General features: G+C 45.5%; 13 protein-coding genes and 1 other RNA gene. 12 read left to right on the top strand and 2 right to left on the bottom strand.

The annotated features are described in order from the left end of the window. Positions 1–301: 301 nt before the first annotated feature. The 4 genes from ICE93_RS09215 to ICE93_RS09200 all read left to right on the top strand — a co-directional run bounded on the left by ICE93_RS09215 (position 302) and on the right by ICE93_RS09200 (position 2,921). Positions 302–802, top strand: coding sequence for a LexA family transcriptional regulator (locus ICE93_RS09215; RefSeq protein WP_216187541.1), 501 nt, complete (start codon positions 302–304; stop codon positions 800–802). Between the two features lies 1 nt (position 803). Beyond that, positions 804–2,129, top strand: coding sequence for a Y-family DNA polymerase (locus tag ICE93_RS09210; protein ID WP_216187540.1), 1,326 nt, complete (start codon positions 804–806; stop codon positions 2,127–2,129). A gap of 160 nt (positions 2,130–2,289) precedes the next feature. Then, positions 2,290–2,433 (top strand): hypothetical protein, encoded by a 144-nt coding sequence (locus tag ICE93_RS09205; RefSeq protein WP_216187539.1) that lies wholly within the window; start codon positions 2,290–2,292, stop codon positions 2,431–2,433. 140 nt (positions 2,434–2,573) lie between these two features. After that, positions 2,574–2,921, top strand: a complete 348-nt coding sequence (locus ICE93_RS09200) for a YkgJ family cysteine cluster protein (RefSeq protein WP_216187537.1) — start codon at positions 2,574–2,576, stop codon at positions 2,919–2,921. A 3-nt stretch (positions 2,922–2,924) separates the two neighbouring features. Here ICE93_RS09200 and ICE93_RS09195 read toward each other — a convergent pair whose 3' ends face one another. Together ICE93_RS09195 and ffs are read right to left on the bottom strand one after the other, a co-directional pair. Then, complete coding sequence (locus ICE93_RS09195; protein ID WP_216187535.1) at positions 2,925–3,584, bottom strand: putative quorum-sensing-regulated virulence factor; 660 nt, start codon at positions 3,582–3,584, stop codon at positions 2,925–2,927. Positions 3,585–3,872: 288 nt separating this feature from the next. Beyond that, an RNA gene (gene ffs, locus ICE93_RS09190) (signal recognition particle sRNA small type) lies at positions 3,873–3,971 on the bottom strand. 32 nt (positions 3,972–4,003) lie between these two features. On the opposite strand from ffs, the gene dnaX reads away from it, so the two are divergent. The 8 genes from dnaX (at position 4,004) to ICE93_RS09150 (ending at position 15,057) form a co-directional block, all read left to right on the top strand. Beyond that, positions 4,004–5,695, top strand: a complete 1,692-nt coding sequence (dnaX, locus tag ICE93_RS09185) for a DNA polymerase III subunit gamma/tau (RefSeq protein WP_216187532.1) — start codon at positions 4,004–4,006, stop codon at positions 5,693–5,695. A gap of 38 nt (positions 5,696–5,733) precedes the next feature. Continuing rightward, complete coding sequence (locus ICE93_RS09180; protein ID WP_215359808.1) at positions 5,734–6,057, top strand: YbaB/EbfC family nucleoid-associated protein; 324 nt, start codon at positions 5,734–5,736, stop codon at positions 6,055–6,057. Between the two features lie 28 nt (positions 6,058–6,085). Then, positions 6,086–6,700 (top strand): recombination mediator RecR, encoded by a 615-nt coding sequence (gene recR, locus ICE93_RS09175; RefSeq protein ID WP_216187529.1) that lies wholly within the window; start codon positions 6,086–6,088, stop codon positions 6,698–6,700. A 42-nt stretch (positions 6,701–6,742) separates the two neighbouring features. After that, complete coding sequence (locus ICE93_RS09170; protein ID WP_216187527.1) at positions 6,743–7,351, top strand: hypothetical protein; 609 nt, start codon at positions 6,743–6,745, stop codon at positions 7,349–7,351. A 210-nt stretch (positions 7,352–7,561) separates the two neighbouring features. Continuing rightward, positions 7,562–8,977 (top strand): carbohydrate porin, encoded by a 1,416-nt coding sequence (locus tag ICE93_RS09165; RefSeq protein ID WP_216187525.1) that lies wholly within the window; start codon positions 7,562–7,564, stop codon positions 8,975–8,977. A 185-nt stretch (positions 8,978–9,162) separates the two neighbouring features. Then, the gene (locus ICE93_RS09160; protein WP_255554577.1) at positions 9,163–10,698 is read left to right on the top strand and encodes a TolC family protein; all 1,536 of its coding nucleotides are present in this window, start codon (positions 9,163–9,165) and stop codon (positions 10,696–10,698) included. A 9-nt stretch (positions 10,699–10,707) separates the two neighbouring features. After that, positions 10,708–11,979, top strand: a complete 1,272-nt coding sequence (locus ICE93_RS09155) for an efflux RND transporter periplasmic adaptor subunit (protein WP_216187522.1) — start codon at positions 10,708–10,710, stop codon at positions 11,977–11,979. After that, positions 11,980–15,057, top strand: coding sequence for a CusA/CzcA family heavy metal efflux RND transporter (locus ICE93_RS09150; RefSeq protein WP_216187520.1), 3,078 nt, complete (start codon positions 11,980–11,982; stop codon positions 15,055–15,057). Positions 15,058–15,091: the final 34 nt, after the last annotated feature.

Below are 15,091 nucleotides of genomic sequence, written 5' to 3'. Positions count from 1 at the left end.
GCTCAATACCATCGTCGGGCATCATGATGCCGTGCTTGCGCCAGTAGTCATCACCTCAATCAAAATGCTCGCATTCAAAAGCAACTTTAGGATGTTTTTTTAATTAAGGCGCAACTTCTAGGTCCACTATGCAATTCCTCAGGCCCAATGCAAGCATAGGGCACTTGGGGTTTATGGCTAGAGAATTGACGTGGGAAAGGGTTGGAAAAGAGGGGGTAGGAGGGGGTCATAGCCCCAAAACAACAAAAATAGCCCTGTTTTTGGGGTTTTTGCATATACTGTATAAACATACAGTATATTAATGACTATGACGCAAGTAATAAACCTCGAAAAAGCAACCCTCAGCCAGTCGCCACAAGCCTTGGCGGGGCATTTTGCTGCCTATGAGCTTAAGCTCCTGAGTCACCGGATTTCAGCTGGATTCCCTAGTCCAGCGGCAGATTACGCTGAGGATGGCTTGGATTTGAACCATTACTTAGTGCAGAACAAGCCAGCCACCTTCATGTTCACCGTGAAGGGGGATTCCATGTTGGGTGCAGGTATTTGCGATGGCGACAAGGTCGTTGTTGATAAAGCACTCAAACCAAAACACAAAGACATTGTTGTGGCTGTTGTCGATGGTGAATACACCATTAAGCGCCTCTATCAATTGCGTGGTCGTATTGAGCTCCAACCAGAAAATCCCAATTACCAACCCATCACCTTTAGCGAGGGTAGTGAGTTGCAGATCTGGGGTGTGGTTGTTGGGGTGGTTCGCAAGTACAGCAATACCAGTACTAGATACGGCAAAGAGGGTAAGTGAGATGAATACCCATTCACAAACTGCATCAATCTCATCAAATTCACTCTTTGCCCTCGTCGATGTCAATAACTTCTACGTTTCTTGCGAGCGCGTATTCCAGCCAAAGTTAGAGCAAGTGCCGATGGTTGTGCTTTCCAATAACGATGGTTGTGCTGTGGCGCGTAGCGCTGAGGTCAAAGCGCTTGGGGTAAAAATGGGCACACCTTGGTTTCAGATGAAAGATCTTGCCAAGAAGCATGGCATCCTGGCTCAATCATCGAACTACACGCTATATGGCGACATGAGTAGCCGGGTGGTTCAAGTGCTCAGAACATTTACACCCAATCTCGAGGTCTACAGCATCGATGAGAGCTTTTTGCAAATCGAAACTGTCTTGAAGCAATATTTAAATGCCACGCAACTAGGCCAAACAATCAAGCAAACAGTCAAAGACACTACCGGCTTGCCAGTCTGTGTTGGTATTGGACCTAGTAAGACCTTAGCAAAACTCGCCAATCACTTCGCTAAAAAGCACAAGCAGTTCGCCGGCGTATGTGATGTAAACGCTATGGCAAAAGAAGAGCTCTACCAGTGGATGAGTGAGACTGAGGTGGGTGAGGTCTGGGGTGTTGGTAAGCAAATTACCAAGAAACTCAAAGCCCAAAATATTCAGAGCGTATTGGATCTCTTGCAGGCCTCCCCACAAGCCATGCGGCAACAGTTTGGGGTGGTGATGGAGCGCCTTTGCTATGAACTGCATGGTACATCTTGTCTGCAGTTAGAGGAGGTAGCGCCAGCCAAACAACAAATCATTGCCTCACGTAGCTTTGGAAAATTGGTAACGAATCAAGCAGAGCTTGCGCAGTCCGTAGCGACCCATGTAGCGCGCGCCGCCGAAAAGTTAAGAAGTCAAAACAGTACTACGGGCGCGCTCACGGTATTTATTCAGACCAATCCATTTAAACAAAATGAGCCCCAGCATCATCAAAGCATCACTGTTCCATTGGTAAACCCAACTGATAACACGCTCACATTAACAAATGCAGCCTTAGCGGGGCTCAAGCAAATTTATCAGGCGAACTTTCGTTACAAGAAGGCTGGCGTTATTCTCAATCTCATTAGTGATAAACCGATAGCACAGCAATCACTCTTTGATGATCCTGAGACCAAAGGTAAGTCTATTCATCTCATGAAAGCAGTAGATGAGATCAATGCGCGATTTGGTAATGCGGTCATTCGATCTGCAGCTTCAGGAACCAATAGCGCTAAACAAGAGTGGCAAATGCGATCAAACAATCGTTCTCCAAACTACACCACCAGATGGGATGAGTTACCGATAGCAAGATAAAAGTATCGGAAAAAACACAAAAAACTATACGAAAAGACGCGAAAAAATATGAAATTTACACACAAAAAACCACTATTTTTCACTAGCTCATTTCATGAGCTTTAAGTCCGATATTCTGAATTCATAGCAGCAAAAAACAAATAGCAAAGAGGAGAAATAAATGAACACAATCAGCAACTTGATGAATAACTTTAACGGTATCTCATTGGCAGCAATCATGATTCTGTCTTACTGTGCAGTGTTGAAAAACACTAAGCGTAATGAAGGCGCAATAAAGCAGGTATTTAATCGTCACTATCAGTAATCAATACTGGTAGTAGAAGTAAAAACGCAGTAGGCAGCAAAGCAATGGGGGAATAAGGAAATCACGGATTCCTTATTCCCTTGCTCTTTTTTAGGGCAATAAAGTAAGCTATCAAGGTAATTTCATTACTGTGCAATCAAATGACTTCCAATCCTTGTTTTGAATGTGGCATGTGCTGCCAGTATTTCCGGGTCAGCTTTTACCATGGAGAAATTGCAGGCAATCGTACGGGAACAGTTCCAGAAGAGTTGACCACAAGAGTCTCTACCCATTTGGCCTGCATGAAAGGTACTGAGAAAGGTGGTGAACCATGCGTTGCGCTACGCTATACCCCGGAAGAAGGCTACCGCTGCTCTATCTATGAAAAGCGTTCAAGCACTTGTAGATCTTTTAATGTGCTCAATGACGATGGCACACCCAATCAAGATTGTCAGAAGTTACAACTGATTGCTAAACAGAAAAAGCAGCAGGGATTGGGCTGTAAGTAACTCTTACTTGGCTTCTAATGCTTTGCGTAAATAACCAGAGACATTATCTTGGCGCAATAACCATTGCTTGTAGTCAGTTGGTACTTGGCTAATGAGCTCACCCTTATGTTTGCCATAAGGCATGACCGTTGGGATCCTGGCTTTCTCAGACATTTCCCATAAAGCATCTAAAGAAACTGGATGGAGCTTATTAATAATCTGAGCAACTATCTTTGAGCAAATCCAAACATCGGCTAAAGCGCTATGGGCATTGCGTAATTGCTCTCTAGCGGTATCGCGTTCAAAGTAATAGAGTAGAGCACTCTGAGTATGGCTATCGAGTTCAGGCCAAAGGCTACGTGCCAAGGCTAATGTACAAATGCGTTTGACCTCAGGACTGCCAATAGCTACCCAGTCAAAATCAATATTGTGACCAATGAGATATTTAGTGCCAGCTGCCAATCGAAAGGAGCTGCTGGCTGGGCAATTAACTAATTCTTCATCCATGATGTGATGGGTAGCTAGCGCACCCAAGCTAATTGGCTTACCCGGGTTGTAACGCTGCACCCAAGGATTGCCAACTTCAAAAGGATTTAGTGAAGTGACATCAAGTGAGGCTGCCTCAATAATGACAGCATCGTTCTTATCGGTTGCTTCTACATCGAAAATAATGGCTTGGGACATAAGGAATTTGAAAAGGTTGTATGGATCTATTGTGCCCTGACTATCAACTTACTTACACCCAAATCATCCAAAATCCCTACTCGATCAGATATCAAATCGCTACGCTGAACTCTTATATGTAAAGGGGCTGACTTTGCGAGTATCTATTGAATGTTCTCATAAGCAATTGCAGTTATTTAGGATCTCGCTGGATGCGCGAACCGTCCTAGTTTTGCTAATTATTTGGATGATTTGGGGAATTTTCAGGATTCTGAAGATCTTCTGAATCGCTGTTTTTATAGGGGGAGGGTGGATGAGCCAAACCCCCGGCACTGGCAGAAATTGGGTTTGGCTGCTTCGTTCCCGACCTGACCAGGTTATCCAACCCACCATGCGGGGAGGCCCATCCAATTCCATTTTAGCTTGTTAGAATGTAAGACATGACAGCATTGGCATTAGCCCGTTCGTGGCGCCCCAAAACCTTCTCTGAATTAGTCGGCCAAGACCATGTGGTTAAGGCTTTAACGCATGCCTTAGATCAAGGCCGTTTGCATCATGCATGGTTATTTACGGGTACCCGTGGGGTAGGTAAGACAACAATCGCCCGCATCATGGCCAAAGCGCTCAATTGCACAGGATCCGATGGTTCAGGCAAGATGACTTCAGAGCCTTGCGGAAAATGCCCAGCTTGTATGGAAATTGATGCTGGTCGCTTTGTTGACTATGTAGAGATGGATGCTGCAAGTAATCGTGGTGTTGATGATATTGCTGCTCTCTTAGAAAAGGCCGCGTACGCACCAAGCAATGGTCGTTATAAGGTGTACATGATTGACGAGGTGCACATGCTCACCAATCATGCCTTTAACGCCATGCTCAAGACTTTGGAAGAACCACCAGAGCACGTCAAATTTATTTTGGCTACTACCGATCCACAAAAGATCCCAGTAACCATTTTGTCTCGATGCTTGCAGTTCAATCTCAAGCAAATGCCAGTACCGCTCATCGTGGAGCATCTCGAAAAAGTTCTCGCCTCGGAAAAGGTCGAATACGAAGTCAATGCCTTGCGTGTTCTGGCTAAAGCAGCTCAAGGCTCTATGCGTGATGCCTTATCGCTCACCGATCAAGCGATTGCGTACGCAGCTGGCAAGGTGACTGAAGAGTCTGTGCGCGGCATGCTTGGCACATTAGACGACGCTTACCTCATTCGTATTGTGGATTGTTTGATTGCTAAAGACGGTGCTAGCCTGCTAGCAGTCGCAAACGAGATGGGGGAGCGCAGCATGTCTTTCTCATTAGCATTGCAAGATCTCTCCAGCTTGTTGCAAAAAATTGCAGCAGCGCAAGTTGTTCCAGAGTCTGTATTGGATGATTGGCCAGAAGCGGGCGAGATTCGTCGCTTGGCCACTCAATTGACAAAAGAAGAAGCGCAACTCTTCTATCAAATCACCATTACAAGTCGCCCAGATTTATCACTCGCACCTGACGAGCAAACGGGTTTTGCTATGACGCTCTTGCGCATGTTGGCGTTTCGTCCAGGAAATAACAGCAGCGGCGGAGGAGGTAATTCTTCCTCGGCGCCCTCATCACCTTCGGCCCCACCAGTAAATACTTCACGCCCAGCAGCCTCAGCTGCTACAGCTGCTCCTGCATCCAGAGCTTCCGCACCAGCACCTGCTGCTAGAGTACCTACGTCTGCTGCACCATCGGCATCCGCTCCTAGTGCGCCAGCTGCTGTAGCTAGCTCAGCTGAGCGTCCTGATTGGCATGCTTTGATGCGTCAGCTGCCAGTTAAAGGATTGGTACAGCAATTGGCGTTTCAGACGGAGTTGCAAGATTGGAATGATTCAGTGGCTGGTGTGCGTGCAACGATTGTGACGCCCATGCCGCAGTTAGCTTCCGAGGCCTCAGTTGGTCGCCTTGCCGATGCATTAACTGCACACTTTGGTAAGCCGGTGAAGATCGTAATTGAAAAGGGTGAAGTAGAAGGTAAAACCGTGGCCAAGGTTGATGCCCAGATTCATCAAGAGAAAAGAATGAATGCTGAGCAAATGATTGCGGCTGATCCCTTTATTCAGCAATTAGAAAAAGAGTTTGGCGCTAAAGTCGTTGGTGGCTCAGTTAAACCTCTTTAATTTATATCAATATTCAAAAGCACTAAGGAAATAAAGCAATGATGAAAGGTGGACTTGCTGGTCTCATGAAACAGGCTCAGCAGATGCAAGAGAAGATGAAAACTGCGCAAGCCGAATTGGCTGCGTTAGAAGTAACGGGCCAAGCTGCTGGCGGCTTAGTTAAGGTAACCGTCTCTGGCAAATATGAACTTAAGCGCGTACAGATTGATCCGGGTGCAATGGATGATCGTGAGATGCTAGAAGACCTCATTGTGACCGCCTACACAGAAGCATTTAAGCAGGTAGAAGCGGCCAGTGCGCAGATGATGTCTGGCGCCACTGCTGGTATGCCAATGCCTCCAGGCTTTAAGCTGCCGTTCTAAATCTCTTTAAATATAAAGCTCTGATTACATGGCGCGCATAGAGGCACCTCAAGATGCACTCGGTCGATTGATCGAGGCCTTACGCGTGCTTCCGGGAGTAGGTCCTAAATCTGCTCAGCGCATGGCGTTCTATCTTTTGCAGCATGATCGTAATGGTGCAGCAGTTCTCGCTCAGTCATTGGGTGAGGCAGTGGAGACAGTAGGACACTGTGCGCGTTGTAATACATTTTCAGAAACACAGATTTGCAGCACTTGCTCGGATGATCGTCGTGATCCTTCGTTGCTTTGCATTGTCGAAACGCCCGCTGACCAAGTCATGGTGGAACAGACTCTCAGTTTCAAAGGTAATTACTTTGTATTGATGGGTCGCCTCTCGCCACTAGATGGCATGGGTCCTAATGAAATTGGTTTTGATCGTTTGCTCAATCGCATCGAGACTCCTGATACTGGTGTGCCAATTCGGGAAGTGGTGTTAGCAACGAATTTCACGAGTGAAGGCGAGGCTACTGCCCATTACATTGGCGAGGTGCTCAAAGCCAAAGGTATTAAAGTTACCCGTATTGCTAGAGGTATACCAGTTGGTGGCGAGCTTGAGTATGTTGATGCAGGCACACTGGCAAGAGCCTTAATGGATCGCCGCTAATCATCCTCTTCTATTTGTTTTAAAACTTACCTTAGGTTCATCATGAAAAAATCTACTTTAGCCTTGCTGGTTGCAGCACAGTTTTCTTTATTGGCTTGCAGCTCTAATCCCACGGCTAATTTAGGTGTAAATGCACAAAGAGTGGCAGTGTCAAACTTTGATCGTGACGGTATCCGTTTGGCTTATACGCTTGATGGAAAATTAGTTAGTGTAGAGTCCATCGTCTACACGCCAATATTTGGTGTTGATCCATTGGCAACAGAAAGCGCTCAAAAACGCACCGAGAAAATTTCTAAGGTACAACTCAAAAGCTTCATCGACAAGAAAGTTCTCGCAGGCACACTCTCCGCTAGCATCATCTCGATTAACCTTGAGCATGCAAGTATGCAAAAGAAAAGTGGTATGTCTGATGCTCAAAATCTTGTAGCTTCAGATAGAGAGGTATTTCTAGATAAATCCGGAAAAGATATCAATGCCAGCTCCGAGAGCTCAAAGGTATTGGATGACGCCACTAAATTAGCCCAGCTGCTTGATAAAAACGCTGATTGGAGAGCTATCGATAGCGGTATGGTTCTCTCAAGCTCTAAACCAATTAATAACGGCCAGACCTTAGAGGTGATCTATCGCTGGACTGCTAAGCCCCAAAATTAATCAGTCTTTTGCGCTTCACTTTTTTGGTTTTGTCGCCCATTGCCATCAATCTGTCATTGTCGCGACATAAAGACTAGGTAAATTGCTCCTTTTTGGGGATAATTTGGGTCTGCGCCACCCTTGAGCTTCAATCTCAAGCTGTGTTTGCCCTGTTTTCCCATCGGCATGTTGCCAATGCATCGTACCGGCATCCCCATTTAGAAATTGTGAATGACCCGCAAGATTTATTTACTCCTCCTGTTGAGCATCATTTGCACGTTTTTCGGAGCAACTGCATTTGCGCAGAGGGCAGGGTCGGGTGCTGATCAAATTGCTAGCTTTGCAGATGATTTATCTTGGTTGCCAACCGAGGGTGAGTTGTTTGGTTTGCCAGTAAATATTCATGGTCAAACCACGTATATCAATCAACGTTACAACAATTTCACATCCAGCTACTCTGGAGAGAATAGTTTGTCTTCCTTGAAGTCAATGAGCTATACCTGGTCTGGGACTTTGTTCTTGGGCGCACGCTTAGCGCCAAACACCGATATTTATTTCAATCCAGAGGTGGTATCTGGTGTGCCATTTTCTGGTTTAGTTGGTCTTGGTGGATTTTCTAACGGTGAGGCGACAAAAGCAGCTGGACTAAATGCCAAGTTTTATTCTGCGCGCGCATTTTTGCGGCAGACTATCAATCAAGAAGGTGATAAGGTTGTTCTGGAGAATGACGCCAATCAAATCACGCAAACGGTGAGTAGTAATCGCGTAGTGATTACTGCTGGACAGTTTTCTACTTTAGACATTTTTGACGATAGTAAATACGCCAAAGACCCTCGCATTCAGTTCATGAATTGGGGTAATATGACGTATCTAGCCTATGACTATGCCGCCGACGCGCGCGGCTACAGTACTGGCTTAGCGGGCGAGTGGTACCTGGATAACTGGGTATTGCGCGCATCTCGTATGCTCGCACCAAAGAACCCCAATGGCCGTGATTTGAATTGGCAAATCTTTAACGCCTATGGCGATCAATTTGAAGTGGAGCGTCAACACAATATTGCTGACTTACCTGGCAAGGTCTCGGTATTGGCTTATCGCAACAGAATGATCTTGGCGCGTTTTCAGGATGCGACAAATTACGTGATTGCTAATAATGCGCAAGGTACGCAAGCCATTAACAATGTACGCAATAACTACCAATACAAAACTGGCATCGGTATTAATGGGGAGCAGGCCTTAACCAAAGATTTAGGCATCTATGGTCGTGCGTTCACATCCGATGGTCACACAGAGACGATGTCTTTTACTGAGGCAGATAATTCAGTCTCCGTTGGTATGGGTTTAAATGGCGCCGGCTGGAAACGACCTTATGACACGATTGGAATCTCGATGATGCAAAACGGGCTCTCCAGTTTTAGAAGGGGATATCTGCAGGCTGGCGGTGTGTCTTACTTTATTGGTGACTATGCCGGTCCAGGACAAACTATTTCTTATCGTCCTGAGCGTATCGGCGAGTTGTACTACAACGCCCTAGTAGTTAAGAATGTATTGGCTGGTTTGAACTTTCAGCACATCAATAATCCAGCCTATAACTCGGCTCGCGGTCCTGTGAATATCCTATCCTTTAGGATTCATGCCGAGTTTTAAGGGTTTTGCTGACATTGGTGATAATTATTATCTTTAAAATCAATAAGTTAGAGAGCTCAAATATTTCGACTTTTGACTTTTGTCACCTATAATCCCTAAAACCCCCTGAAGTGGGCATAGATTGGATCTAATTCTGCATCTGGGGCTATAAAAACAGCATTTGATTGATTTAGAGGCAGTGGCATTTGTTGATTCTCGGCAAACATACAACAAGCGAAGTTAAATCGCTCAAAAGCAAGACATCATTTGCGGTATTTGCTTGCCTTCTTTGTGTCTTTGCCTCCCCATCTTTAGTGCTGGCCCAGCTTTCTACAAGCGAGATTCCTGCAAGTGTTACGGTTCAGTCCGGTGATACGTCTTTGGCTGCACCGCCATCGATTAGTGCTCAGTTGGGTGCGCAAGACCAAAAAACAAATGCGAACTCTAAAGCTTCCGAATTATTTGCCCCGGTAACAAAAGCAAATACGCCAAAGATTTATACCAAGCCTGTCTCATCGGGTCCTACGGAAATGGATTTGCGTCAGCTATGGAATGAGCTCAAGATCAATAATCCGCAGCTGTCTTCATTACGTGAGTCATATTTGTCTGCCAAAGCAACTGTTCCGCAGATTAATGCGCCAGCCAATCCACAAGTGGGGTTGGTTTGGTCTGGTATGCCTGTGGGTTCACCTTTGGCGCTAGGACTTGCAGGTAGCAATCCTAATGTTAGTAATAACAATGCAATATCGATTGCGCAACCTTTCCAGTTTCCTGGTAAGAAGAGTCTTGCTGCAGATATTGCCAATACGAATGCCGAGGCTTTGCTAGCTAGTACAGAGTCTACCTATTTGCAATTGGGCGCTCAACTTTCAACCTTGTACTACAGTGCTTTATCTTCACAAAAGCAATTGGCAGTTCTAAAGGAATCCGTCATTCGTTTAGAGATGATCAAGAATGTAGCAAAAGCACGTTATGCCAATAATGCCGCAGCCTATGTTGAATATCTAAATGCCCAAGTGGCACAGAGTGCTGCTCAAGCGGATCAATTCAATGTAGAGCGTCAGCTCAATGTAGCTTTACATAACATCAACACTTTGGTTGGCCGCCATTCACGTGAAAAATTGGTATTACGTGGTGATGTTCGTCGTGCTATGAGTGGCGTTCCAACCTTAATTGAGCTAGAAGATTACGCCGAAAGTAGTCATCCATCTTTAAAGAGTTCAGCACTTCAGTTGGATGCGGCTCGCAAAGGTGTTGATTTGGCTAAAAAGGCTTATTTGCCAGACTTTCAGGTGATTGGTTCATCCTATACTCCCCGTGGACCGCTCTCGGCAAATAACGGTGCGCTTTACTATCAGTTCGAACTGGATCTGATTATTCCTCTGTACTTCTTTACTAAAGAAAAGTATGGGGTAGAGCAAGCGCAGCGTAATGAAGCGGCTGCTGAAGCGGGAAACATCTCTAATCGTCAGCAAATTGTCTTGGCTGTAAACACAGCCTATGCTACTTACGAGCAAGCCAAGAATCAAACCCAGTTTTTGAAAGAGCGCCAAGTACCACAAGCTGATGCAGCATATAAGGTAGGTTTGACTCAGTATTCAAATAATGGCCAAGGCTTTAATGATTTATTGACTGCGCAAACACAGTTGCGTAACTTAGAGATTGCATTGGCTCAGGCTGAGAGTAATCTACTGCAATCGCAGGCGGTATTAATGGTATCAGCGGGTAAAGAGCCCTTTTAAGGAGCAGTTTTGAAAGACAAAATTCTTTCGTTTCTAAATCAATTAGCTGAAAAGGTTAAGCCAATTCTGCATAAAGGCGCGCATCACGGCACGCACCATGCAAAAGTGGCTGCTGTTGGCTTGGCAGGTTTGTATTGGAATCTATCACCGCAGAATCGTTATCGCGTTCGTCTCGCTGCTTTTGCTTTTGCCATTCTTTCCTTGGGCATCGTAGTAGGGCGTGTAACCAACGTCAATCGCGCTGTAAAAATCGAAGCCTCTGATAAAGCGCTCAAGGTTGAAAGCAGTGGCGTTTTGGAATTAAAGCTTCCCGGAGTGACTCTCAATCCTGATATTTATGTTTTTCAGACTGCTGAAAAAGTACAAGTTCCCGTTAATATCAAAGTGCCAGGTCGTCTGGCATTTAACGCAGAGAAATCTAAAGTTCTGTCAGCTCGTGCGCCTGGCCGCGTAGAGCGTATCTATGCTTTCGACGGCGCTCAAGTTGACATTGGTTCGCCAATTGTGGAGATGTATAGTCCAGAATTTTTATCTGCACAGCAAGAGTATTTGCTGTCTTCAAAAACTGCTAAGGTTCTCGAGGCAAACAAAAGCATGAGTGATTTGTTGGGTGATGCGCGTATTACTCAGCAAGCTGCCGCAAACCGCATGAGAAATCTCGGCGCTGCCGAGGGTGATATCAAAAATATCGAATCTACTGGTAAGACAAGCAATAACTTAATCATGCGCTCCCCTTTGAAGGGGGTGGTGGTAAAGCGTAATGTTGAGCCAGGCTCAGCGGTAAGTTCCGGTGATGTAATCACTACTTTGGCCGATCCTAAGCAGCTCTGGTTCTTGGGGAATGTGTTTGAGCAAGACTTTAGGATGATTAAACACGGTCAAAAAATGGTTTTGCATCTAGAAGCCTACCCAGAAAAAGAATTCATTGCTTATGCCAATTACATTTCGCCAACGGTAGATCCGCAAACCCGCGCCTTATTGATTCGTGCGGATGTTGAAAACACAGATGATCTCTTGCGTCCGGATATGTTTGCCTCTGGCTCTTTAACTACAGGTACAGCAGATGCTGTAGTGGTTCCGCAGTCAGCGATTGTAAGAATTCGTGAAAACCGTTACGCCATCATTAAGGTCGGCCCTGAAACATTCCGTCGTGTACCTGTTAAAGGCTATGACCTCAATAGCAAGAGTTTTGCAATCACCGAAGGTGTAGAGCAAGGCTGGCAAGTGCTATCTGAAGGAGCTGTTTTGTTAAACGATCGTTTTGCAAAGCAGGAGGACTAAGTGAGCGTTTTCACCTCCTTTATTCGAGGGGTAGTTGAGAAGCGTGTGCTTGTCATTTTTGCATCCATCGTATTGCTCGGCTTGGGCATGCTCAGTTTGAGCAAGCTGCCAATACAGCCTTATCCTGGTGTCGCGCCATTAACCATTCAAGCAATTTCGCAATGGCCGGGAAGAAGTACTACCGAAGTGGAGCAGCAGGTTACCATTCCAGTCGAGAATGCTTTGGCGGGTATTCCAGGCTTGCAAGCATTTCGCTCGGTATCGCTTTTTGGTTTATCTGTTGTTACTCTCAAATTTAATGACACTGCCGATCCATTCAAGGCTCGTCAAACCTTTTTAGCTAACTTAGCAAACGTTGCGTTTCCACAGGGCGTTACTTCCAGCATCAGCCCTGATTCAGATGCTACCGGCGAGATCATGCGTTACGAAGTCCGATCTGAGTATGCATCGTCATCTTTGTTAAAGACTTTGCAGAACTACGAGATCTATAAAGAGCTTAAGCAAACCCCGGGTGTAGCTGATGTCTCGTCTTTTGGCGGTAAGGTTCGCCAATATCAAGTTATTGTTAGCCCCGAGAGCTTGCAGGCGAAGGGTGTATCGGTTAACCAGTTAATTACCGCTCTCACTAATGCCAATAGCAATACCGGTGGTGGCTTGCTACCCAGTGGTGAGCAGCAGTTTGTGGTGCGCGGTGTAGGTCTTCTGAAGAATATTGATGACATCAAGCAAGTTGTGGTCACAATTAATAGTGGCGTTCCTATTCGCATTGGTGATGTAGCACGGGTAGAGATCGGTAATGCGCCACGCTTAGGCATGTTCCAGTTCAATGACAATCCCGATTCGGTTGAAGGCATTGTTTACTTGCGTCGTGGCGAGAACGCTACAGAGGTGCTGGCTCGTGTGCGCAACACAGTTGAAAACATTAACAAACATATCCTGCCACCTGGTATTGAGGTAAAGCCTTTCTACGATCGTCAGGTGTTGTTAGATATCACAATCGGTACTGTTAAGCACACATTGTTCTTCGGCATCTCTCTTGTATTGGCAGTCTTATTTTTCTTCCTAGGAAATATTCGTGCAGCTGCGGTAGTGGCTGCTGTGATTCCTCTGGCGCTTTGTGTTTCATTTATTCAAATGCATTTATGGAGTGTGCCAGCTAATTTGATTTCTTTGGGGGCAATTGACTTTGGTGTGATTGTTGACTCGGCGGTGATTCTGACCGAAAACGTCATGCGTCACTTAGAAGAGGGCGGTAAGCGCCTGAACCAAAGCATCATTTTGGCAACTAGTGAAGTGCAGCGTGCCATGATTTATTCTACTGGCATCATCATCGTCGCGTATTCACCATTGTTCTTTATGGGCGGTGTAGAAGGTATCATCTTTAAGCCGATGGCATTCACAATGGGCTTTGCTTTGATTGCGGCTATGGTTTTGAGTTTGACATTCCTGCCGGCAATGATTTCATTGGTATTTGGTGAAAATCTGCATCACAAACCACCATCTTTCATTACCAAGATTTTGGATAGTTATAAGCCTTTGCTGAGACGATGGATGGATCGTCCATTAACTGTTTTCTCAGTGGCAGTCTTTGTACTGGGAATTACGCTCCTGAGTATGACTCGCCTAGGTACGGCTTTCTTGCCAACCTTGGAAGAAAACAATATCTGGCTGCGGGTAACTCTGCCAAATACCGTTGATCTTGATTATTCAGTGAAGATTGCCAATCAATTGCGCGAAACCTTTATGAAGCAACCGGAGATTGAAAAGGTTGCCGCACAGATTGGTCGTCCAGACGATGGTACTGACTCTACTGGAGTGTTTAACCAAGAATACGGTCTTTACTTAAAGAGTCCTGACAAGATGCCAAGCGGATCCTCAAAGAAGGATTTGATAGCGCATTTAGAAGCTGAGCTCAATAAGATTCCGGGTATTACTTATAGCTTCTCCCAATACATTCAAGATAACGTTAACGAAGCTTTATCCGGTGTTAAGGGCGAAAACTCAGTCAAGATTTACGGTACAGACCTTGAGGTTTTAGATCAAAAAGCACATGAAGTTATTGATCAGCTCAAAAAAGTTCGGGGTGTAGCTGATGAGGGCATTCTGAAAGAGTTAGGTCAGCCTACGCTGAATATTCAGATTGATCGTGATCGTGCAGCGCGCTACGGCATTAATGTGAATGATATTCAGACAGTGGTAGCGAACGCCATTGGTGGCGCTGCTGTTACTAACTTACTTGAAGACGAAAAAACTTTTGGTATTGCCGTCCGCCTTAATGAAGGTAGTCGCAACGACGTGGCTGATATTGGTCACTTACTGGTTGAGGCACCTGATGGCACTAAGATTCCTCTGTCAATGGTGGCCAGTGTTCGCTTAACGGATGGTCCATTCTTTATCTACCGCGAAGCGGGCAAGCGCTATATTGCGATCAAGTTTAGCGTTCGTAATCGTGACTTAGGTAGTGCCGTTGAAGACGCTCAGTTCTTGGTAGAAAAGAACATCACCTTGCCGCCAAACTATTCGATTAGTTGGGATGGTCAGTTCAATCAAATGAAGCAAGCGCAGAAGAAGTTGATGTTAATTGTGCCGTTGGCATTGTTAGGCATTTTCTTATTGCTAGTAAGTGCATTTGGTAATTTCCGCGACGCCTTCATTGTGATGATCAACGTGCCATTTGCTGCCATTGGTGGTGTGATTGCCTTACATCTCGCAGGTGAGACCTTGAGTATCTCCGCATTCTTTGGGTTCTTATCGCTGTTTGGTATTGCGATCCAGGATGGTGTGATTCTGATTTCCTTTATTAATAAGACAGCTGCTACAGAGCATGGTCAGATGAAAGACATCATGGTAGAGGGCGCCTCTTTACGTGTGCGCCCAGTGTTGATGACTGCAGCACTTTCTGGTTTGGGCCTCTTACCAGCCGCCTTATCGCACTCTATTGGATCTGAGGCGCAGCGTCCTTTGGCATTGGTGATTGTGGGTGGTATGGTAACGACTACGATCTTGACGCTTTTGGTATTGCCAGTGATTTATGGCTGGTTTAGAGCTCGTGCATTGACCCCAGCAAGTAATATTTAATCGCTTTTAATTTAATAGCTAACAGAAAGAACTA

This window comes from Polynucleobacter sp. MWH-HuK1, from assembly GCF_018881815.1.
GTDB lineage: Bacteria > Pseudomonadota > Gammaproteobacteria > Burkholderiales > Burkholderiaceae > Polynucleobacter.
This window is presented reverse-complemented; position numbering and strand designations above follow the sequence as displayed.